This is a genomic window from Cupriavidus sp. SK-4 (genome assembly GCF_000611125.1).
GTDB lineage: Bacteria > Pseudomonadota > Gammaproteobacteria > Burkholderiales > Burkholderiaceae > Cupriavidus > Cupriavidus necator.
The window spans coordinates 1-20104 of sequence record NZ_JFJW01000143.1 but is presented as its reverse complement, the minus strand read 5'-3'; the positions used below and the strand labels follow the sequence as shown (position 1 = coordinate 20104).

The 20104-nt window shown below is 64.5% G+C and carries 20 protein-coding genes; 18 read left to right on the top strand and 2 right to left on the bottom strand.

Annotated elements, in window-relative coordinates:
- Positions 1 to 144: 144 nt before the first annotated feature.
- Together CF68_RS28545 and CF68_RS28540 are read right to left on the bottom strand one after the other, a co-directional pair.
- Positions 145 to 1125, bottom strand: coding sequence for a CoA ester lyase (locus tag CF68_RS28545; protein ID WP_026200456.1), 981 nt, complete (start codon positions 1123 to 1125; stop codon positions 145 to 147).
- Positions 1126 to 1257: 132 nt separating this feature from the next.
- Positions 1258 to 2241, bottom strand: a complete 984-nt coding sequence (locus CF68_RS28540) for a malate dehydrogenase (RefSeq protein ID WP_035825575.1) — start codon at positions 2239 to 2241, stop codon at positions 1258 to 1260.
- Between the two features lie 434 nt (positions 2242 to 2675).
- Between CF68_RS28540 and CF68_RS28535 the strand changes: the two genes are divergently transcribed.
- The 18 genes from CF68_RS28535 to CF68_RS28455 form a co-directional block, all read left to right on the top strand.
- Positions 2676 to 3557: a GntR family transcriptional regulator gene (locus tag CF68_RS28535; RefSeq protein WP_011615746.1), complete on the top strand. Its 882-nt coding sequence runs from the start codon at positions 2676 to 2678 to the stop codon at positions 3555 to 3557.
- A 282-nt stretch (positions 3558 to 3839) separates the two neighbouring features.
- Positions 3840 to 4250 carry a succinate dehydrogenase, cytochrome b556 subunit gene (sdhC, locus tag CF68_RS28530; RefSeq protein WP_035825573.1) on the top strand — a complete coding sequence of 137 codons (411 nt, stop codon included), beginning with the start codon at positions 3840 to 3842 and terminating at the stop codon, positions 4248 to 4250.
- 11 nt (positions 4251 to 4261) lie between these two features.
- A complete protein-coding gene (gene sdhD / locus CF68_RS28525; protein ID WP_010814617.1) occupies positions 4262 to 4627 on the top strand; it encodes a succinate dehydrogenase, hydrophobic membrane anchor protein in 366 nt (121 codons plus the stop codon).
- 3 nt (positions 4628 to 4630) lie between these two features.
- Complete coding sequence (sdhA, locus tag CF68_RS28520) at positions 4631 to 6409, top strand: succinate dehydrogenase flavoprotein subunit (RefSeq protein ID WP_035825572.1); 1779 nt, start codon at positions 4631 to 4633, stop codon at positions 6407 to 6409.
- Positions 6410 to 6443: 34 nt separating this feature from the next.
- Complete coding sequence (locus CF68_RS28515) at positions 6444 to 7145, top strand: succinate dehydrogenase iron-sulfur subunit (protein WP_010814619.1); 702 nt, start codon at positions 6444 to 6446, stop codon at positions 7143 to 7145.
- Positions 7146 to 7227: 82 nt separating this feature from the next.
- Positions 7228 to 7515: a succinate dehydrogenase assembly factor 2 gene (locus tag CF68_RS28510; RefSeq protein WP_013957423.1), complete on the top strand. Its 288-nt coding sequence runs from the start codon at positions 7228 to 7230 to the stop codon at positions 7513 to 7515.
- A 43-nt stretch (positions 7516 to 7558) separates the two neighbouring features.
- Positions 7559 to 8860 carry a citrate synthase gene (gene gltA, locus CF68_RS28505; protein ID WP_013957422.1) on the top strand — a complete coding sequence of 434 codons (1302 nt, stop codon included), beginning with the start codon at positions 7559 to 7561 and terminating at the stop codon, positions 8858 to 8860.
- A gap of 525 nt (positions 8861 to 9385) precedes the next feature.
- The gene (locus CF68_RS28500; protein ID WP_035825571.1) at positions 9386 to 10501 is read left to right on the top strand and encodes a branched-chain amino acid ABC transporter substrate-binding protein; all 1116 of its coding nucleotides are present in this window, start codon (positions 9386 to 9388) and stop codon (positions 10499 to 10501) included.
- A gap of 85 nt (positions 10502 to 10586) precedes the next feature.
- On the top strand, positions 10587 to 11513 hold the full coding sequence (livH, locus tag CF68_RS28495) for a high-affinity branched-chain amino acid ABC transporter permease LivH (protein ID WP_035825568.1): 927 nt from the start codon (positions 10587 to 10589) through the stop codon (positions 11511 to 11513).
- Between the two features lie 13 nt (positions 11514 to 11526).
- Positions 11527 to 12810, top strand: coding sequence for a high-affinity branched-chain amino acid ABC transporter permease LivM (locus CF68_RS28490; RefSeq protein WP_035825566.1), 1284 nt, complete (start codon positions 11527 to 11529; stop codon positions 12808 to 12810).
- A complete protein-coding gene (gene livG, locus CF68_RS28485) occupies positions 12807 to 13574 on the top strand; it encodes a high-affinity branched-chain amino acid ABC transporter ATP-binding protein LivG (RefSeq protein WP_035825563.1) in 768 nt (255 codons plus the stop codon). The genes CF68_RS28490 and livG overlap by 4 nt, the downstream gene beginning before the upstream one ends.
- The gene (locus tag CF68_RS28480; protein WP_035825561.1) at positions 13574 to 14275 is read left to right on the top strand and encodes an ABC transporter ATP-binding protein; all 702 of its coding nucleotides are present in this window, start codon (positions 13574 to 13576) and stop codon (positions 14273 to 14275) included. The genes livG and CF68_RS28480 overlap by 1 nt, the downstream gene beginning before the upstream one ends.
- A 333-nt stretch (positions 14276 to 14608) precedes the next feature.
- Positions 14609 to 16018: a 3-isopropylmalate dehydratase large subunit gene (gene leuC / locus CF68_RS28475; protein ID WP_035825559.1), complete on the top strand. Its 1410-nt coding sequence runs from the start codon at positions 14609 to 14611 to the stop codon at positions 16016 to 16018.
- 19 nt (positions 16019 to 16037) lie between these two features.
- Entirely contained in the window at positions 16038 to 16688 is a 651-nt protein-coding gene (gene leuD / locus CF68_RS28470; RefSeq protein WP_035825557.1) for a 3-isopropylmalate dehydratase small subunit, read from the top strand.
- A gap of 22 nt (positions 16689 to 16710) precedes the next feature.
- Complete coding sequence (gene leuB / locus CF68_RS28465) at positions 16711 to 17778, top strand: 3-isopropylmalate dehydrogenase (RefSeq protein ID WP_035825554.1); 1068 nt, start codon at positions 16711 to 16713, stop codon at positions 17776 to 17778.
- A 113-nt stretch (positions 17779 to 17891) separates the two neighbouring features.
- Positions 17892 to 18023 (top strand): hypothetical protein, encoded by a 132-nt coding sequence (locus tag CF68_RS39020; RefSeq protein WP_013957414.1) that lies wholly within the window; start codon positions 17892 to 17894, stop codon positions 18021 to 18023.
- 90 nt (positions 18024 to 18113) lie between these two features.
- On the top strand, positions 18114 to 19250 hold the full coding sequence (gene asd / locus CF68_RS28460; RefSeq protein ID WP_035825551.1) for an aspartate-semialdehyde dehydrogenase: 1137 nt from the start codon (positions 18114 to 18116) through the stop codon (positions 19248 to 19250).
- Between the two features lie 286 nt (positions 19251 to 19536).
- On the top strand, positions 19537 to 20104 hold a 568-nt coding region (locus CF68_RS28455; RefSeq protein WP_369798917.1), incomplete at its 3' end, for a FimV family protein.

Genomic DNA, 20104 nt, shown 5'->3' with positions numbered 1-20104 from the left:
GGTCACGCCCGACAGGGCGACGGATTTCTTGACCCGGGGTGCGGCCGGCTCGCTGGCCGTGGCGTCGGGTGCGGCGGACTTCGAGGCGGACATCCATGTCTCCTTGGGCGCTGCCCTGTTTGTTTTTTGGTATGGGTATCGGCTTCAGGCGAAGAACAGCGCTTCCACGTTGGCCGGCAGCGGCGTGCCGGTGGCCTGCGCGCGCTGCAGCAGCGACCAGTAGTAGCGGTAGCTGGCGCGGTCGTGCAACTGGCCGTCGTGGCGAATCGGGGCCCAGTTGTTCTCGTGCGCCGCCAGCAGGATCTGGCTGGCCGCGCCGATTTCTTCGGCACCCGGGCGGAACGCCGCCACGATCGGTGCGATCTGGCCCGGATGGATGCTCCACTTGCGCAGGTAGCCGAACTCGCTGCGCGCGCGCAGCGCATCGTCGCCGGCACGCTGCGGCGCCTGCACATCGGTGCTGACGTTGTGCGACGGCACCTTGCCGTGGCGGTGGCAGGCGGCGGAGATCTCCAGCATGGCGCGGCGGATCAGCGGGTGTTCGAACTGCTGCGGCGAGCGCATGGCTTCGCCCGGGATGGCGCCATGGTGGGCCGAGACAAAGTCCATCAGGCCGAAGCTCAGGCATTCCACCTGCACCAGCGCGGCAATATCGAAGGCCTGTTCCAGCGCGGCGTGGGTCTCGACCAGCACATGGATCGGGATATGCCGGGCGATGCCGGCGTTGCGTGCCACCTGGTTGACGTGATCGGTCACGCGCGCGACCTCGACCACGTCGGTGACCTTGGGCACCACCACATAGGCCAGGCGCGCGCCGGCGGCGCGCACCAGCACGTCGACGTCCTCGCGCCAGCTCGGGTGGGCCGGGTCATGGATGCGCACGCCGACGCGGTTGTGGGCATTGAGCGGGCTGTTGACCAGTTGCGCGCACAGCTCGGCATGCTCGCGCTCATGGCCGACGGCGGCGCCGTCCTCGCAGTCGAAGGTGATGTCGAAGACGGGGCCAAGCTCTTGTTGCAGGGCGAGCGATTTGCGCATCAGCTTTTCGCTGCCCGCGTAGTGGTCACACACCGGCAACTGGACCGGGATGGCTTCGCCCTGGAACAAGACCTCGGAAGGATGCACGTTGATTCGGATCGGTTTGGGTTGACGGGGGAGAGCAGGGGCCATGGTAGCCCCTGAATATGAAAAAACCGGGGTCCGCGCTGATTCGTGAATCGTTGCGGAACCCCGGTCTTTCCTCGAGCGATCGGAGGATCAGCCCAGCAGGTGCTGCACGCCGGCCTTTTCTTCTTCCAGTTCGTTCAGGGTGATGTTGATCTTTTCCTGGCTGTAGGCGTCGATCTCCAGACCCTTGACGATTTCGTACTTGCCGTTGGCGGTGGTCACCGGGTAGCCGAACATGGTGTCGGCCGGGATGCCGTATTCACCGTTCGACGGGATGCCCATGGTGACGACCTTGCCGTTGGTGCCCAGCACCCAGTCGCGCACGTGGTCGATGGCGGCGTTGGCAGCCGAAGCAGCCGACGACAGGCCACGCGCTTCGATGATGGCGGCGCCGCGCTTGCCGACGGTCGGCAGGAACACGTCGTTGTTCCACACCGGGTCGTTGATCAGGTCCTTGACGCTCTTGCCGTCGACGGTGGCATAGCGGTAGTCGGCGTACATGGTCGGGCTGTGGTTGCCCCACACGAACAGCTTCTCGATCGACGACACCGGCTTGCCGGTCTTGGCGGCGATTTGCGACAGGGCACGGTTGTGGTCCAGGCGCAGCATCGCGGTGAAGTTCTCGCGCGGCAGGCTCGGGGCCGACTTCATGGCGATGTAGGCGTTGGTGTTGGCCGGGTTGCCGACCACCAGCACCTTGACGTTGCGGCTGGCGACTTCGTCCAGCGCCTTGCCCTGCACCGTGAAGATCTGGGCGTTGGCTTCGAGCAGGTCCTTGCGCTCCATGCCCTTGCTGCGCGGACGGGCGCCAACCAGCAGGGCCACGTCGGCGTCCTTGAAGGCAACCTTGGGGTCATCGGTGATGACCACGCCGGCCAGCAGCGGGAACGCGCAGTCTTCCAGCTCCATCACCACGCCCTTGACGGCTTGCTGGGCTTGCGGGAGGTCGAGCAGTTGGAGGATGACCGGCTGGTCTTTGCCCAGCATGTCGCCATTGGCGATGCGGAACAGCAGGGAATAGCCGATCTGGCCAGCGGCGCCGGTCACTGCGACGCGCATTGGGGCTTTAGCCATGAGTAAATCTCCAAACGATAGAAGGGGGGAAGCCGGTCGGTGGCATGCCGTTGCCGTAACAAGGGGCGCGGCGGGTCACCGGGTGCTGGTTGTCGCCACAGCGGGGAGCGGCCGTCCGCCGGAACCAGGTGGCGGGGCCACGGGGCGGAACCGGTGAGGGAGAGCCACAACGGGTCATGGTGATGCAACAAAGCGTTAGTCTACTGCGAAGCGTGGCGCCATTTCCAGACCGGAGCGCTGCCGGGAATCTGCCGGGCCGATACATTCCGGTATCCTGGCTGCTGCTGGCGGGCCTGGGAGGGGCCATCGCGGGCGTGGACCAGCGCGAGTGTAGGCCGGGCCCCCCGTGATGTCAATTCATATGTCTTATATAAGACATAAGACAATTAAGGTAAGGCTGGACGTATCTTGCCCTTTTGTGGTGAAATCCCGCTATGTCCTCCCTGCCTACGTCCCTGACTGGCGCAGCCGCACCCGGCGCGCCGGAATCTGGCGCTGCCACGCCTGGCGCCGGGGCGCAGCCGCCTTCTTCGCCGCCCGCGCCTGTGCCGCAGGCGGCCCCGCAATCTGGCCCCGCCTCTGGTCTGCAGTCCGTGCCGTCGCCCACCTTCAGCCCGCTCTACCAGCAGATCAAGGCGCTGATCACGCGCAGCCTGCAATCCGGCGAATGGAAGCCCGGCGAGATGATCCCCAGCGAAATGGAGCTGGCCTCCCGCTACAAGGTCAGCCAGGGCACGGTGCGCAAGGCCATCGACGAACTTGCCGCCGAGAACCTGGTGGCGCGCCGGCAGGGCAAGGGCACTTTCGTGACCACGCACCATGAAGACGTGGTCAAGTTCCGCTTCCTGCGCCTCGTCCCGGACGAAGGCGAACCCCATTATGGCGCCAGCCGCGTGCTGGAATGCAAGCGCCTGCGCGCCCCCGCCGAAATTGCCCGGCTGCTCGATATCCGCACCGGCGACAGCGTGGTGCAGATCCGCCGCGTGCTGAATTTCTCGGGCGAGTCGACCGTGCTGGACGAAATCTGGCTGCTCGGCGCCAACTTCAAGGGCCTCACCGCTGAAAAGCTGACGGAGTGGAAGGGCCCCATGTATGCATTGTTCGAGGCCGAGTTCGGCACGCGCATGATCCGCGCCTCGGAGAAGATCCGCGCCGTTCCCGCCGATGAAACGGCGGCCGAGCTGCTGTCTGTCCCGGTTGGCTCGCCGCTGCTGTCAGTCGAGCGGGTGTCGTACACCTACGGCGACCGCCCCGTCGAAGTGCGCCGCGGCCTGTACGTGACTACGCGGCACTATTACCAGAACGACCTGAGCTGACGCCGGCGCATGGCATGATGCGCCCGCTGGCGTTGATTATTGTGGCTTTCGTCATGACGGTGCGGGCTGTTGCGCGGCGCGGCTGAATGTTGCGCTGGATTGCCCGCCGGATGTGATTAGTGTGCGATTGTCGGGCGCCACGTGTTCGTGCCTGATAGCTGAAAATTATTGGTGCAGCGCGCAACAAAGGCGCTAAAATCTCATGGATTTGCCCTAATGCATCCCGTTGCATGCAGGGCAATGGCAGTTTCGTTTTTTGTTTACCGCAAAATGGGGTCTCGCATGGCTGAAGCCGTCAAACAAGCCAGGCCGGAGTACCGGAATATCGGTATCGCGCAGATTGCGCGCTACCGGTTGCCCTGGGCCGGCAAGGTATCCATCCTGCATCGCGTGAGCGGTGCGCTGATGTTCCTCCTCCTTCCCTTCGTCCTGTATCTGTTTGAGCAGAGCATTACTTCGGAACTGAGCTTCGCAAAGTTCTCGGCGCTTCTGTCCGGCGGCTTCGTCAAGCTGGTTCTGCTGGCCTTGATCTGGGGTTATCTGCATCACTTCTGCGCGGGTATCCGTTTCCTGCTGCTGGACGTGCACGTCGGCGTTTCCAAGCCGGCCTCGGCCAAGTCTGCCATTGGCGTGCTGGTTGTGAGCCTGCTGCTTACCCTGATTTTCGGCCTGAAGCTGTTCGGCCTGTTCTGAGGAGAATCAAGGTGGCAAACAATAATATCGGTCCCAAGCGTCTTGTCGTCGGTGCGCACTACGGCCTGAAAGACTGGCTGGCGCAGCGCGTCACGGCCGTGATCATGGTGGTCTTCACCGTGGTCCTGGCCATTGCCTTCCTGCTGTCGAACGGCGCTTCGTATGAGGCGTGGGCAGGGCTCTTCTCCAACCAGTGGATGAAGATCATCACGTTCCTGACCATCCTGTCGCTGCTGTATCACGCCTGGATCGGCGTGCGCGACATCTGGATGGACTATGTGCGTCCGATGGCCGTGCGCCTCGTGCTGCAAGTTCTTACGATTCTGTGGCTCGTCGGTTGCGCGGGCTACGCTGCTCAGATTCTCTGGAGGGTGTAATAAATGGTCGCAGTCAAGACTGGATTGCCGCGTCGCCGTTTCGACGTGGTCATCGTCGGTGCTGGCGGCGCCGGGATGCGCGCATCCCTCCAGCTCGCGGAAGCCGGCCTGAATGTGGCCGTGCTGTCCAAGGTGTTCCCGACGCGCTCGCACACGGTGGCGGCACAGGGCGGCATCGGCGCTTCGCTGGGGAACATGAGCGAAGACAACTGGCACTACCACTTCTACGACACCATCAAGGGCTCGGACTGGCTGGGTGACCAGGACGCGATCGAGTTCATGTGCCGTGAAGCCCCGAAGGTCGTGTACGAGCTCGAACACTTCGGCATGCCGTTCGACCGCAACCCCGACGGCACCATCTACCAGCGTCCGTTCGGCGGCCACACCGCCAACTACGGTGAAAAGCCGGTGCAGCGCGCCTGCGCCGCCGCTGACCGTACCGGCCACGCGCTGCTGCACACGCTGTACCAGCGCAATGTGCGCGCCAAGACCCACTTCTTCGTCGAGTGGATGGCGCTGGACCTGATCCGCGACCAGGACGGCGACGTGCTGGGCGTGACCGCGCTGGAAATGGAAACCGGCGAGGTCTACATCCTCGAAGCCAAGACCACGCTGTTCGCGACCGGCGGTGCCGGCCGTATCTATGCCGCTTCCACCAATGCCTTCATCAACACCGGTGACGGCCTGGGCATGGCAGCGCGCGCAGGCGTGCCGCTGGAAGACATGGAGTTCTGGCAGTTCCACCCGACCGGCGTGGCCGGCGCGGGCGTGCTGATCACCGAAGGCGTGCGCGGCGAAGGCGGTATCCTGCGCAACAAGGACGGCGAGCGCTTCATGGAGCGCTATGCCCCGACGCTGAAGGACCTGGCGCCGCGTGACTTCGTCTCGCGCTCGATGGACCAGGAAATCAAGGAAGGCCGCGGCTGCGGCCCGAACGGCGACTACGTGCTGCTCGACCTGACCCACGTCGGCGCCGAGACCATCATGAAGCGCCTGCCGTCGATCCGCGAAATCGGCATGAAGTTCGCCAACGTCGACGCGATCAAGGAACCGATCCCGGTGGTCCCGACCATCCACTACCAGATGGGCGGTATCCCGACCAACTATCACGGCCAGGTCGTGGTGCCGAAGAACGGCAACCCGAACGAAGTCCTGAACGGTTTCTACGCGATCGGCGAATGCTCGTGCGTGTCGGTGCACGGCGCCAACCGCCTGGGCACCAACTCGCTGCTCGACCTGGTGGTGTTCGGCCGTGCCGCCGGCAACCACATCATCGCGCAGAACCTGAAGCAGAAGGAACACAAGCCGCTGCCGGCCGATGCCGCCGACCTCGCGATGTCGCGCCTGGCCAAGCTGCAGGCAACGTCGTCGGGCGAATACACGCAGGACGTCGCCAACGACATCCGCAAGAACATGCAGTCGCATGCCGGCGTGTTCCGTACCCAGAAGCTGATGGACGAAGGCGTCGAGCGCATCCTGGAAGTCTCCGAGCGCGCCAACAACATCCACCTGAAGGACAAGTCCAAGGTCTTCAACACCGCGCTGGTGGAAGCCCTGGAAGTGGCCAACCTGGTGGAAGTGGCCAAGGCCACCATGATCTCGGCGGCGGCCCGCAAGGAATCGCGCGGTGCCCACGCGCACAGCGACTTCCCGAACCGCGACGACCAGAACTGGCTCAAGCACACGCTGTTCTACAGCGAAGGCAACCGCCTCGACTACAAGCCGGTGAAGATGGAACCGCTGACGGTGGAAAGCGTGCCGCCGAAGGCCCGTACCTTCTGAGCACCGCATCGTAGAGACAACAGGACCCACAGAAATGAAGCGTATTTTCGAAGTCTACCGCTACGATCCGGACAAGGATGCGGCACCGCGCATGCAGACCTACGAGGTCGAGCTGGACGGTCACGAGCGCATGCTGCTGGACGCGCTGGTCAAGCTGAAGAAGCTGGACGAGACCATCTCGTTCCGCCGTTCGTGCCGCGAAGGCGTGTGCGGCTCGGACGCGATGAACATCAACGGCAAGAACGGCCTGGCCTGCCTGACCAATATGCGCGAGCTGCCGGACCGCATCGTGCTGCGTCCGCTGCCCGGCCTGCCGGTGGTGCGCGACCTGATCGTCGACATGACGAACTTCTTCAAGCAGTACAACTCGATCAAGCCGTTCCTGATCAACGACGAGCCGCCGCCCGAGAAAGAGCGCCTGCAGTCGCCGGAAGAGCGTGACGAGCTGGACGGCCTGTATGAGTGCATTCTCTGCGCCAGCTGCTCGACGTCGTGCCCGTCGTTCTGGTGGAACCCGGACAAGTTCGTCGGCCCCGCCGGCCTGCTGCAGGCTTACCGCTTCATCGCGGACAGCCGCGACCAGGCCACCAACGAGCGTCTGGACAACCTGAACGATCCGTACCGCCTGTTCCGTTGCCACAGCATCATGAACTGCGTCGATGTGTGCCCGAAGGGTCTGAACCCGACCAAGGCCATCGGCAAGATCAAGGAGCTGATGGTCCGCCGCGCGGTCTGATCCTGCGGCTGTCTGCAGTAGTTGTAAGCGGCACGTCAGCCCGAGCGGCTATATCGGGTTGGCGTGCCGGAAGTAGGAAGCCATGACTGAGAGTCCTGCCACCACTTTCTCCCATCAGGCCGATCCGCACAAGCGCGCCCGCCTGCGCTGGCGCGCCCGCCGCGGCCTTCTGGAGAACGACATCATCGTCGAACGTTTTTTCAACCGTTACGAGGAGAGCCTGTCCGACGAGGACGTGGCTTCGCTGAGCGTGCTGTTCGAACTCAGCGACAACGAGTTGATGGACCTGCTCCTTGCGCGCAAGGAACTGGACGGTGAGCTCGACACGCCCCCGATGCAGCGAGTGATCACCCTGCTGCGTACGGTCTGAGTTTTGGTCAACATTATTATTCACAGCATTTGAAGGATCCGACATGACGCCGTCCGATGTGAAAGCCACGCTATCGTTCTCCGATGGTTCCCCCAGCGTTGAGCTGCCGATTTACACGGGTACCGTTGGCCCGGATGTAATCGACATTCGCAAGCTGTACGGACAGACCGGTAAGTTCACTTACGACCCCGGTTTCATGTCGACGGCTTCGTGCAATTCCAAGATCACCTATATCGACGGTGACAAGGGCGAGCTGCTGTACCGCGGCTACCCGATCGAGCAGCTGGCGCAGAAGTGCAACCACCTCGAAGTCTGCTACCTGCTGCTCAAGGGCGAGCTGCCCAACGCCAAGCAGAAGGATGAATTCACCGGCCACGTCATGAACCACACCATGGTTCATGAGCAGCTGCAGTTCTTCATGCGCGGTTTCCGCCGCGATGCCCATCCGATGGCCGTGCTGACCGGCCTGGTGGGTGCCATGAGCGCGTTCTACCACGACGCCATGGACATCGACGATCCGCACCAGCGCGAGATCTCGGCCATCCGCCTGATCGCCAAGATGCCGACCATGGTCGCCATGGCGTACAAGTACAACATCGGCCAGCCGTACATCTATCCGCAGAACGACCTGTCCTACTCGGGCAACTTCCTGCGCATGCTGTTCGGCACGCCGTGCGCCCCGTACACCGTCAATCCGGTGCTGGAGCGTGCGCTGGACCGCATCTTCATCCTGCACGCCGACCACGAGCAGAACGCCTCGACCTCGACCGTGCGCCTGGCCGGTTCGTCGGGCACCAACCCGTTCGCAGCCATCGCCGCCGGCGTGGCCTGCCTGTGGGGCCCGGCCCACGGCGGCGCCAACGAAGCCGCGCTGAAGATGCTGGAAGAAATCGGCAGCGTCGACAACATCAACGAGTTCATCAAGCAGGTCAAGGACAAGAACTCGGGCGTGCGCCTGATGGGCTTTGGCCACCGCGTGTACAAGAACTACGATCCGCGCGCAAAGCTGATGCGCGAAACCTGCCATGAAGTGCTGGAAGAGTTGGGCCTGCACAACGACCCGCTGTTCAAGCTGGCCATGGAGCTGGAAAAGATCGCGCTGGAAGACGAGTACTTCGTCAGCCGCAAGCTGTACCCGAACGTCGACTTCTACTCGGGCATTGTCCAGCGCGCGCTGGGCATCCCGACCTCGCTGTTCACCTGCATCTTCGCGCTGGCTCGTACCCCGGGCTGGATCTCGCAGTGGGAAGAGATGATTACCGATCCGGAATACAAGATCGGTCGTCCGCGTCAGCTGTTTGTTGGCGCAGCTACCCGCGACGTGCCGGACGTTGCCAAGCGCTGATCGCTGGCTTTCCATCCGGCTGCGCGATGCAGCAATCACAAACGCCCCGGCCCGCCGGGGCGTTTGTGTTTCTGGGCCGGAGCGCCTTGTGCGTCGCAGCAGGGGAGGGAGCAGGATATTGCCGGATAAGTGGTGAGAACGGCAATTTGCGGAGAATTGTGTCTCAGTCTGTCAATTCAGTTCCGCATTTGTTGTGCGATTTTCGCCTGTGGCAGGAAATTTGACCCTATAATGCGGGCTGCTTTGCCGACGGCAGCCGGGCCACCCTTCCGGCATGCGGTGCGGCAAGCGGGGCAGGCGAATCGCTTGCGCAATAGAGAACGCATCAAACGTTGTCTTTCCGAACCTTGGTCCCGATACCCCAGCGGGACTGACACATGCCGGGCCCCGCATACGCTGTCTCTCCCTTGCAGGCCCGTCTTCCGCGTCTCGGGCGTCTTTATTCGTAGTCCGCGGGTGTTGTTCGATTGCGCAGGTCACACCGTTTCTGCCCGGTTGACCCAAACATAAATCGAGGAGCTCCTGATGACGCTGTCCCGTCTTACGTCCATCTCGCTGGCCACCATGCTGGCCACCTTTGGCGTCGCTGCCAACGCCGAAACCGTGAAGATCGCCATTGCCGGCCCGATGAGTGGCTCGGTGGCGCAGTATGGCGACATGGTCAAGGCCGGCGCGCTGACCGCCATCGAACAGATCAATGCGGCTGGCGGCGCCGGCGGCAACAAGTTCGAAGTGGTGATGATGGACGACGCCTGCGAGCCGAAGCAGGCCGTGGCGGTTGCCAACAAGATCGTCAGCCAGAACATCAAGTACGTGATCGGCCACGTCTGCTCGGGTTCGACCATCCCGGCTTCGGACATCTACGAGAACGAAGGCATCGTGATGGTGACGCCGTCGGCCACCGCGCCGCAGCTGACCGAGACCAAGAAGCGCAAGTACATCTTCCGCACCATCGGCCGCGACGACCAGCAGGGCCCGGCCGCTGCCCAGTACATCATCGGCAAGGTCAAGCCGAAGAAGGTTGCGGTGCTGCACGACAAGCAGTCGTACGGCCAGGGCATCGCCAGCTCGGTGAAGAAGGACCTGGAAGCCGCCAAGATTCCGGTGGCCGTGTTCGAAGGCATCAACGCCGGCGATTCGGACTACTCCGCCGTCATCACCAAGCTCAAGTCGCAGGGCGTGGACTTTGTCTACTTCGGCGGCTACCACCCGGAAATGGGCCTGCTGCTGCGCCAGGCGCGCGAGCAGGGCGTGAAGGCCGCGTTCATGGGCCCCGAGGGCGTGGGCAACAAGGACGTGACGGCGATCGCCGGCCCGTCCTCGGAAGGCATGCTGGTGACGCTGCCGGCCGACTTCTCTGCCGACCCGGCCAACGCCGCGCTGGTGAAGGCCTTTGCCGACAAGAAGCGTGACGCCAACGGTCCGTTCCAGATGCCGGCCTATGCCGCCGTCAAGATCATCGGCGACGCCATTGCCGGCGCCAAGAGCACCGACCCGACCAAGGTTGCGGCATACATGCACAAGAACGCCTTCACCACCCCGATCGGCAAGGTCGAGTACGACGACAAGGGCGACCTGAAGTCCTTCAAGTTCGTGGTCTACACCTGGCACAAGGACGCCAGCAAGACGGCCGCAAACTAAGCCGGCGCATTTCCACGCACACGCCCCGCCCGGACCCCGGGCGGGGCGTTCTGGTATCGGGCTTCAAGTTCCTGAGGCTTCCCCAATGAATGAATTCCTTCCACAGTTCACCCAGCAGCTGGTCAATGGCCTGACGCTGGGTGCGATCTATGCGCTGATCGCCATCGGCTACACAATGGTCTACGGCATCATCGGCATGATCAATTTCGCGCACGGCGAGATTTACATGATCGGTGCCTATGTCGGCCTGGTCACGCTCACCGCGATCGGCGCCCAGGCAGGCTACCCACTGCCGCTGGTGCTGGGCGCCGCGTTGCTGGTCTCGGTGCTGGTCACCGGGGTGTACGGCTATGCGGTCGAGCGGGTGGCATACCGGCCCTTGCGCGGTGGACCGCGGCTGGTGCCGCTGATCTCGGCCATCGGCATGTCGATCTTCCTGCAGAACTATGTCCAGATCGGGCAGGGCGCGCGCGACGTGTCCGTGCCGGTGCTGATCTCGGGCGCCATCGAGTTCCAGATGGGCAGTGACTTCACGGTGACGGTGCCGTACTCTCGCCTGCTGATCGTCGGCGTGACGCTGGTGCTGATGATCGCGCTGACGCTGTTTATCGTCCGTTCGCGCATGGGCCGTGCCTGCCGCGCCTGCGCCGAAGACATGCGCATGGCCAACCTGCTGGGCATCGACACCAACAAGGTGATTTCCTTCACCTTCGTGCTGGGTGCGATGCTGGCGGCGGTGGGCGGCGTGCTGATCGGGCTGACCATCGGCAAGCTCAATCCCTTTATCGGCTTTATCGCCGGCATCAAGGCCTTTACCGCAGCGGTGCTGGGCGGCATCGGCAGCATCCCGGGCGCGATGCTCGGCGGCGTGCTGCTGGGCCTGGCGGAGACCTTCGCCTCGGGCTATATGCCGGCCGAGTACAAGGACGTGGTTGCGTTCAGCCTGCTGGTGCTGGTGCTGCTGTTCCGTCCGACCGGGCTGCTGGGCAAGCCTGATGTCGAAAAGGTGTGAGGGAGGACGAGACATGACTGACAACGTTTCCGCGATGCCCGCGGGCAAAGCCGCCGCGCGCGGCGCCGCGCCGGGACAATCGCTCAAGAATGCGATCACGGCCGCCATGATGACGGCCATCCTGACCATTCCCATCCTGGGCCTGCAGCTCAAGCTGGAAGGCTACAAGGTCGTGCTGGAGCCGCACTGGCGGCCGGTGTGGATCGCCGTGGCGGCGGTGTTCCTGTTCCAGCTGTTCAAGCCGCTGCTGTCGCGTGCCGGCAGCGCGGTGCGCCTGCCGGCGGTGCCGCAGCTGGGCGCCCGGCAGCAGCGCGTGTCGGTGTGGGTGCTGCTCGCGGTCGGGCTGGTGTGGCCGTTCTTCGGCTCGCGCGGCGCGGTCGACGTGGCCACGCTGGCGCTGATCTACGTGATCCTGGGCCTGGGCCTGAATATCGTGGTGGGCTATGCCGGCCTGCTCGACCTGGGCTATGTCGGCTTCTACGCCATCGGCGGCTACACCTACGCGCTGCTCAACCAGTATTTCGGGCTGAGCTTCTGGGAATGCCTGCCGATCGCAGCGGCGATGTCGGCCACCTTCGGCTTCCTGCTGGGTTTCCCGGTGCTGCGTTTGCGCGGCGACTACCTGGCCATCGTGACGCTTGGCTTCGGCGAAATCATCCGCCTGCTGGCCAATAACCTGACCAGCCTGACCGGCGGCCCGGATGGGGTGTCCGGCATCCCGAAGCCGACCGTGTTCGGCATCGAGATGGCGCGCAGCGCGAGCGTGGAGGGCGCCAAGACCTTCCATGAGCTGCTCGGCTGGGACTACAGCGGCCAGCACATGGTGATCTTCCTGTACCTGCTGGCGCTGCTGCTGGTGGGCTTCACGCTGTTCGTCACCAGCCGCCTGATCCGCATGCCGATGGGCCGCGCCTGGGAAGCGCTGCGCGACGACGAGATCGCGTGCCGCTCGCTGGGCCTGAACCCGACCCGCATCAAGCTGTCGGCGTTCACGCTGGGGGCTTCGTTCGCCGGCATCGGCGGTGCTTTCTTCGCGGCGCGCCAGGGCCTGGTCAATCCGGAATCGTTCACCTTCATCGAGTCGGCGCTGATCCTGGCCGTGGTGGTGCTGGGCGGCATGGGCTCGCAGCTGGGCGTGATCCTGGCGGCGATCCTGCTGACGGTGCTGCCCGAGGTGGCGCGTGGCTTTGCCGAATATCGCATGCTGATCTTCGGCCTGGTGATGGTGCTGATGATGATGTGGCGTCCGCAGGGCCTGCTGCCCGCGAGCCGTCCCCACGTGGAGTTGCCGAAATGAGCGCGGATTTGCTGAAAGTCTCCGGCCTGCAGATGCGCTTCGGCGGCCTACTGGCCGTGGACGGTATTGATTTCAATGTGCGCAGCGACGAGGTCTTCGCCATCATCGGCCCCAATGGCGCCGGCAAGACCACGGTGTTCAACTGCGTGGGCGGCTTCTACAAGCCCACCGCAGGCGAGGTCACGCTGGACGGCCACGCCATTGCCGGCCTGCCCAGCCACCAGGTGGCGCGCAAGGGCCTGGTGCGGACGTTCCAGAACATCCGCCTGTTCAAGTCGCTGACGGTGGTGGAAAACCTGCTGGTAGCGCAGCACCGCCAAGTGCAGGCGGGCATCCTGCGCGGCCTCTTTGCCACGCCGGGCTACCGCCGCGCCGAGCGCGAGGCGCTGGAGCGCGCCGCGGTCTGGCTCGAACGCATGGGGCTGACCAAGGTTGCCAACCGCGAGGCGGGCACGCTGTCATACGGCCACCAGCGCCGGCTGGAAATCGCGCGCTGCATGATCACCAAGCCGCGCCTCTTGATGCTGGACGAGCCGGCGGCCGGCCTGAACCCGCAGGAGAAGATCGAACTGCAGCAGCTGATCGACCAGTTGCGGCGCGAGTTCGGCATTGCCGTGCTGCTGATCGAGCACGACATGAGCCTGGTGATGGGCGTGTCCGACCGCATCCTGGTGATGGAGCACGGCAAGCCGATCGTGATTGGCAAGCCGGAGCAAGTGCGCAACGACCCGCGCGTGATCAAGGCCTACCTGGGAGAGGACTGATGCTGAAGCTGGAACAGGTCCATACCCACTACGGCGCCGTCGAGGCGCTGTCGGGCGTATCGATCGAAGTCAACAAGGGGGAGATCGTCACCCTGATCGGCAGCAACGGTGCCGGCAAGACGACGCTGATGATGACCGTGTGCGGCACGCCGCGCGCGTCCAGCGGGCGCGTGACGTTCGAAGGGCAGGACGTCACCAACCGGTCCACGCACGAGATCATGCGCTTGGGGCTCGCGATCTCGCCCGAGGGCCGGCGCGTGTTCCCGAGCCTGACGGTGCTGGAGAACCTGAAGATGGGCGCGTTCTTCGCGAAGCGCGACGAGATCGAGGCGGGCATCGAGCACGTGTTCAAGCTGTTCCCGCGCCTGAACCAGCGCGCCAGCCAGCGCGCCGGCACCATGTCGGGCGGCGAGCAGCAGATGCTGGCGATCGGCCGCGCGCTGATGAGCCGGCCGCGCCTGCTGCTGCTGGACGAGCCCACGCTTGGGCTGGCGCCGCTGATCATCGCGCAGATCTTCGACATCATCCGCACCATTCGTGACGAAGGCGTCACTGTGTTCCTGGTCGAGCAGAACGCCAACAAGGCACTGCAGGTCGCGGACCGGGGCTATGTGCTCGAAACCGGCAAGGTGGTGCTGGCCGATACCGGCGCCAACCTGCTGGCCAACGACCGGATCAAGGCCGCCTACCTGGGCGGCTGATCCCAAGAGGCCGCGGCCCCGCCTGGCGGGGCTGCGGCCTTTTCCTTTTCGCCATCCGCGAAATCCCCCTTTCGCCAATCACATTACATTCCCACGCCCACGCGGCCCGGGCAGGGGCCTGACCGCCATACCCCCTGTGGCATAATCAATTGCCAAGTCAAGCATTGCGGCAACGCTTGAAATAACGCTCGCTTCAGGCGGCTTCCGGCGCGATTATCGCTATCGCCACCCGCTCGCCACCGCGACCGAAGCGAATAAAACCCCTGCAAACTACTGCGCGGTCACCGCGGACCACTCCTGCAAAGGATCGGTCCTCCGGCCCGCCATCGCATCATGGCCAAGACGCTCTACGACAAACTCTGGGATGACCACACCGTCCACGTCGAGGAAGACGGCACCACGCTGCTCTATATCGACCGCCACCTGCTGCATGAAGTGACCAGCCCGCAGGCGTTCGAAGGGCTGAAGCTGGCGGAGCGTCCGGTATGGCGCATCAGCGCCAACCTGGCCGTGTCGGACCACAACGTGCCGACCACCGACCGCAGCCAGGGCATTGCCGATCCGGTGTCGAAGCTCCAGGTCGATACGCTGGATGCGAACTGCGACAGCTTTGGCATCACCCAGTTCAAGATGAACGACCACCGCCAGGGCATCGTGCACGTGATCGGGCCGGAGCAGGGCGCCACGCTGCCGGGCATGACGGTGGTGTGCGGCGACTCGCATACCAGCACGCATGGTGCGTTCGGCGCGCTGGCGCACGGCATCGGCACCTCGGAAGTGGAGCACGTGCTGGCCACGCAGACGCTGCTGGGCAAGAAGGCCAGGAACATGCTGGTCAAGGTGGAAGGGAAGCTGCCGCGCGGCTGCACCGCCAAGGACATCGTGCTGGCCGTGATCGGCAAGATCGGCACCGCGGGCGGCACCGGCTACACCATCGAATTTGCCGGCTCGGCCATCCGCGACCTGACCATGGAAGGCCGCATGACGGTCTGCAACATGGCTATCGAAGCCGGTGCGCGCGCCGGCCTGGTGGCGGTGGACGATGTCACGCTCGAATACGTGAAGGGCCGCCCCTACGCGCCGCAGGGCGTGGAGTGGGAGCAGGCTGTGGCCTACTGGCGCACGCTGCATTCGGATGCCGGGGCCAAGTTCGACCAGGTGGTCGAGCTGCGCGCCGAAGACGTCCGTCCGCAGGTGACCTGGGGCACCTCGCCGGAAATGGTGGTCAGCATCGAAGACCGCGTGCCGGACCCCGAGAAGGAAAAGGACCCGAACAAGCGCAACGCGATGGAGCGCGCGCTGGAATACATGGGCCTGCAGCCCAACGTGCCGGTCGAGAGCATCAATATCGACAAGGTCTTCATCGGCTCGTGCACCAACAGCCGCATCGAAGACATGCGCGCCGCCGCGTGGGTGGTGCAGAAGCTGGGGCGCAAGGTCGCCGGCAACGTGAAGCTGGCGATGGTGGTGCCGGGCTCGGGCCTGGTCAAGGAGCAGGCCGAGCGAGAAGGCCTGGACAAGATCTTCAAGGCCGCGGGCTTTGAATGGCGCGAGCCGGGCTGCTCGATGTGCCTGGCCATGAATGCCGACCGCCTCGATGCGGGCGAGCGTTGCGCCTCGACCTCGAACCGCAACTTCGAAGGCCGCCAGGGCGCGGGCGGGCGCACCCACCTGGTGAGCCCGGCGATGGCAGCGGCCGCCGCCATCGAAGGCCATTTCGTCGATATCCGCAAGCTGGGCTGAAGAAGCAAGGAAAGAGAACATGGACAAGTTCACTGTACATAGCGGCCTCGTAGCCCCGCTCGACCGCGAGAACGTCGACACCGACGCCATCATCCCGAAGCAGTTCCTGAAGTCGATCAAGCGCACCGGCTTCGGCCCCAACCTGTTCGACGAGTGGCGCTACAAGGACGTCGGCGAGCCCGGCATGGACAACAGCAAGCGTCCGCTGAACCCGGACTTCGTGCTGAACCAGCCGCGCTACCAGGGTGCGTCGATCCTGCTGGCGCGCCGCAACTTCGGCTGCGGCAGCTCGCGCGAGCACGCGCCGTGGGCGCTGACGCAATACGGCTTCCGCGCCGTGATCGCGCCCAGCTTTGCCGATATCTTCTTCAACAACTGCTACAAGAACGGCTTGCTGCCGGTGGCGCTGACCGAGCAGCAGGTCGACCACTTGTTCAACGAGACCAATGCCTTCAACGGCTACCAGCTCACCATCGACCTGGACAAGCAGGTGGTGATCACGCCGTCGGGCCAGGGCTACGAGTTCGACATCGCCCCGTTCCGCAAGTACTGCATGCTGAACGGCTTCGACGATATCGGCCTGACCCTGCGCCACGCCGACAAGATCAAGGCCTATGAGGCCGAGCGCGTGGCCAGGATGCCGTGGCTGAACAACCGCCTGGTCGGATAAGACTCAACGAGGAAAGACAACAATGAAGATCGCAGTCCTGCCGGGTGACGGCATCGGTCCCGAAATCATCGCGGAGGCCGTCAAGGTCCTGAACGCGCTCGACGAGAAGTTCGAGCTGGAAACCGCGCCGGTGGGCGGCGCCGGCTACGAGGCCGAAGGCCATCCGCTGCCGGAGAACACCCTGAAGCTGGCCAAGGAAGCCGACGCCATCCTGTTCGGCGCCGTTGGCGACTGGAAGTACGACAGCCTGGATCGTCCGCTGCGTCCGGAGCAGGCCATCCTGGGCCTGCGCAAGCACCTGCAGCTGTTCGCCAACTTCCGCCCGGCGATCTGCTATCCGGAACTGACCGGCGCCTCGAGTCTGAAGCCCGAGCTGGTGGCCGGCCTGGACATCCTGATCGTGCGCGAACTGAACGGCGACATCTACTTCGGCCAGCCGCGCGGCGTGCGCGAAGCGCCGGACGGCCTGTTCAAGGGCGCGCGCGAAGGCTTCGACACCATGCGCTACAGCGAGCCGGAGATCCGCCGCATCGCCCATGTGGCGTTCCAGGCCGCAGCCAAGCGCGGCAAGAAGCTGTGCAGCGTCGACAAGGCCAACGTGCTCGAGACCTTCCAGTTCTGGAAGGACATCGTGATCGAGGTGCACAAGGAGTACCCGGAGGTCGAGCTGTCGCACATGTACGTGGACAACGCGGCCATGCAGCTGGTCAAGGCGCCCAAGAGCTTCGACGTGATCGTCACCGGCAATATGTTCGGCGACATCCTGTCGGACGAGGCCGCCATGCTGACCGGCTCGATCGGCATGCTGCCGTCGGCGTCGCTGGATGCCAACAACAAGGGCCTGTACGAGCCGTCGCACGGCTCTGCACCCGACATCGCCGGCAAGGGCGTGGCCAACCCGCTGGCGACGATCCTGTCGGCGGCGATGATGCTGCGCTACTCGCTGAACCGCGCCGAGCAGGCCGACCGCATCGAGAACGCCGTCAAGAAGGTGCTGGCCCAGGGCTACCGCACCGGCGACATCCTGACGCCGGGTTGCAAGCAGGTCGGTACCCGCGAGATGGGTGACGCGGTGCTGGCGGCACTGTAAGTCACACCGGAAGGGGGCACTGCGCGAGTAGTGCCCCCTTTGTCTGATTTGTCCCCGTTATTTCCCATATCTGCACGCTGCGGCAGCGCCGCAAAATCGTGTAGACTCTGCCGATGGCCCGATTTTCCCAGTCCACCCTGACTGCTGTTGCTGCCCTGACCGCTACCCGCGGCCCGGTCGGCACGATTTCGCTCGGCCAGACCGCAACGACGATTAAAACCATTATTAAAACCGCGATCGCCTAGATCCGTTCGTCGTGCCTGCCCGTCTTCCCCGCGCAGCCACGCCGGGCGAGGAAAATGGCGGGGAAGTAAAAATCACATCCGAGGTAAATCATGATTGTAGGTCTCGTCGGTTGGCGGGGAATGGTCGGCAGCGTCCTGATGCAGCGCATGCAGGAAGAGCGTGATTTCGACCATATCGAGCCCGTCTTCTTCAGCACGTCCAATGCCGGCGGCAAGGCGCCCGCCATGGCGAAGAACGAAACCACGCTCAAGGATGCCAGCGACATCGAGGCACTGAAGAAGTGCGACGTGGTGCTGACCGCCCAGGGCGGCGACTACACCAACGAGGTTTTCCCCAAGCTGCGCGCGGCCGGCTGGAAGGGCTACTGGATTGACGCGGCGTCCTCGCTGCGCATGAAGGACGATGCCATCATCGTGCTGGATCCGGTCAACCAGGGCGTGATCAAGGACGCGCTGTCCAAGGGCGTCAAGAATTTCATCGGCGGCAACTGCACGGTCAGCTGCATGCTGATGGGCCTGGGTGGCCTGTTCGAGGCCGACCTGATCGAGTGGATGACCTCGATGACGTACCAGGCTGCATCGGGCGGCGGCGCGCAGCATATGCGCGAATTGCTGACCCAGTTCGGCACGCTGAACGCCTCGGTCAAGCCGCTGCTGGACAACCCGGCCTCGGCCATCCTGGAAATCGACCGCACCATCCTGGCGACCCAGCATGGCCTGTCGGCCGAGGAAACCAAGCAGTTCGGCGTGCCGCTGGCCGGCAACCTGATCCCCTGGATCGACAAGGACCTGGGCAACGGCCAGTCCAAGGAAGAATGGAAGGGCGGCGCCGAGACCAACAAGATCCTGGGCCGCGGCGAGGGCTTCCTGGGCGCGACCGGCGCCACGCCGATCGCCGTGGACGGCCTGTGCGTGCGCATCGGCGCGATGCGCTGCCACTCGCAGGCGCTGACCATCAAGCTGCGCAAGGATGTGCCGCTCGATGAGATCGAAGGCATGCTCGCCGCCCACAACCCGTGGGCCAAGGTGGTGCCGAATACGCGTGAGGCCAGCATGACCGACCTGACGCCCGCTGCCGTGACCGGCACGCTGACCATCCCGGTCGGCCGCCTGCGCAAGATGCAGATGGGCGGCGAATACCTATCTGCCTTCACGGTCGGCGACCAGCTGCTGTGGGGCGCGGCCGAGCCGCTGCGCCGCATGCTGCGTATCCTGATCGAGTCCTGATCCGGTGCTCCCGCCTGTTGCCTGGTTGCGTCCGTTGCAGCCAGGCAACAGAATGGATCGCTTTGCCGACAACGCCGCGCCCATGCGCGGCGTTGTTGTATCCGGGCGCCTATTTCCCCGGGCGATGCGTCACAATACGCCGGCATGCGCCTCGCGCCGGCAGCCGCCGGCGCCAGCGCGCGGGCTGGCAAAGGGGCCGTTCAGAATGTCCCGCCAGCCGGGCGGACCTGGTTTATGGGGTCGGTTTGTCGATTCATATCGCTACTAAAACATAACGGAGCACAAGGTGAGTGTGAGCCAACATCGCCGGAAAGATGCGCCTACTGCCCGTCAGCGCTGGTCAACGCTGGCCGTCACGGCACTGGGCCTGCTGCTTGCGCAGCCGGCCGCATATGCCGCGGGGTTCGGGCAATTGCGGGTTCAGTCGAATCTGGGGCAGCCGCTGCAGGCTGAGATCGACATCAGTGGGGTCAGTGCCGAAGAAGCCGCCGGGCTCAGTGTCAAGCTGGCGTCGCCAGCGGCGTATGCCGCGGCCGGGCTGACCTACCTGCCGGCTGTCAGCAGCCTGCGGCTGGAGGTGGAGCGCCGCCCGAACGGCAGCTATGTGGCCCGGGTCCGCTCCAACCAGCCGATCAGCGAACCCTTTGTCGACATCCTGGTCGACATGAGCTGGGCCAGCGGCAAGGTCTCGCGCGCCTATACTTTCCTGCTTGACCCTGCCGGGGCCAAGCCTTCGAACCAGACCTTCTCGCCGGCGACGGTGGTGCAGGCGGCGACGCCGGATGCGCCGCCCGTAGCGGCACCGGCACCTGCCGCCGCGCCGCAGCCTGCGCCGGCCCAGGAAGCCGCGCCCG

Bases quoted from the DNA above. Each gene is read 5' to 3' on its own strand.
- leuC (WP_035825559.1), top strand. From the start codon at position 14,609: ATGGCCAAGACGCTCTACGACAAACTCTGGGATGACCACACCGTCCAC.
- asd (WP_035825551.1), top strand. From the start codon at position 18,114: ATGATTGTAGGTCTCGTCGGTTGGCGGGGAATGGTCGGCAGCGTCCTG.
- CF68_RS28510 (WP_013957423.1), top strand. From the start codon at position 7,228: ATGACTGAGAGTCCTGCCACCACTTTCTCCCATCAGGCCGATCCGCAC.
- leuB (WP_035825554.1), top strand. From the start codon at position 16,711: ATGAAGATCGCAGTCCTGCCGGGTGACGGCATCGGTCCCGAAATCATC.
- CF68_RS28500 (WP_035825571.1), top strand. From the start codon at position 9,386: ATGACGCTGTCCCGTCTTACGTCCATCTCGCTGGCCACCATGCTGGCC.
- sdhC (WP_035825573.1), top strand. From the start codon at position 3,840: ATGGCTGAAGCCGTCAAACAAGCCAGGCCGGAGTACCGGAATATCGGT.
- sdhA (WP_035825572.1), top strand. From the start codon at position 4,631: ATGGTCGCAGTCAAGACTGGATTGCCGCGTCGCCGTTTCGACGTGGTC.
- CF68_RS28540 (WP_035825575.1), bottom strand. From the start codon at position 2,241: ATGGCTAAAGCCCCAATGCGCGTCGCAGTGACCGGCGCCGCTGGCCAG.
- CF68_RS28535 (WP_011615746.1), top strand. From the start codon at position 2,676: ATGTCCTCCCTGCCTACGTCCCTGACTGGCGCAGCCGCACCCGGCGCG.
- CF68_RS39020 (WP_013957414.1), top strand. From the start codon at position 17,892: ATGGCCCGATTTTCCCAGTCCACCCTGACTGCTGTTGCTGCCCTGACC.
- CF68_RS28490 (WP_035825566.1), top strand. From the start codon at position 11,527: ATGACTGACAACGTTTCCGCGATGCCCGCGGGCAAAGCCGCCGCGCGC.
- leuD (WP_035825557.1), top strand. From the start codon at position 16,038: ATGGACAAGTTCACTGTACATAGCGGCCTCGTAGCCCCGCTCGACCGC.
- gltA (WP_013957422.1), top strand. From the start codon at position 7,559: ATGACGCCGTCCGATGTGAAAGCCACGCTATCGTTCTCCGATGGTTCC.
- CF68_RS28480 (WP_035825561.1), top strand. From the start codon at position 13,574: ATGCTGAAGCTGGAACAGGTCCATACCCACTACGGCGCCGTCGAGGCG.
- CF68_RS28515 (WP_010814619.1), top strand. From the start codon at position 6,444: ATGAAGCGTATTTTCGAAGTCTACCGCTACGATCCGGACAAGGATGCG.
- livH (WP_035825568.1), top strand. From the start codon at position 10,587: ATGAATGAATTCCTTCCACAGTTCACCCAGCAGCTGGTCAATGGCCTG.
- livG (WP_035825563.1), top strand. From the start codon at position 12,807: ATGAGCGCGGATTTGCTGAAAGTCTCCGGCCTGCAGATGCGCTTCGGC.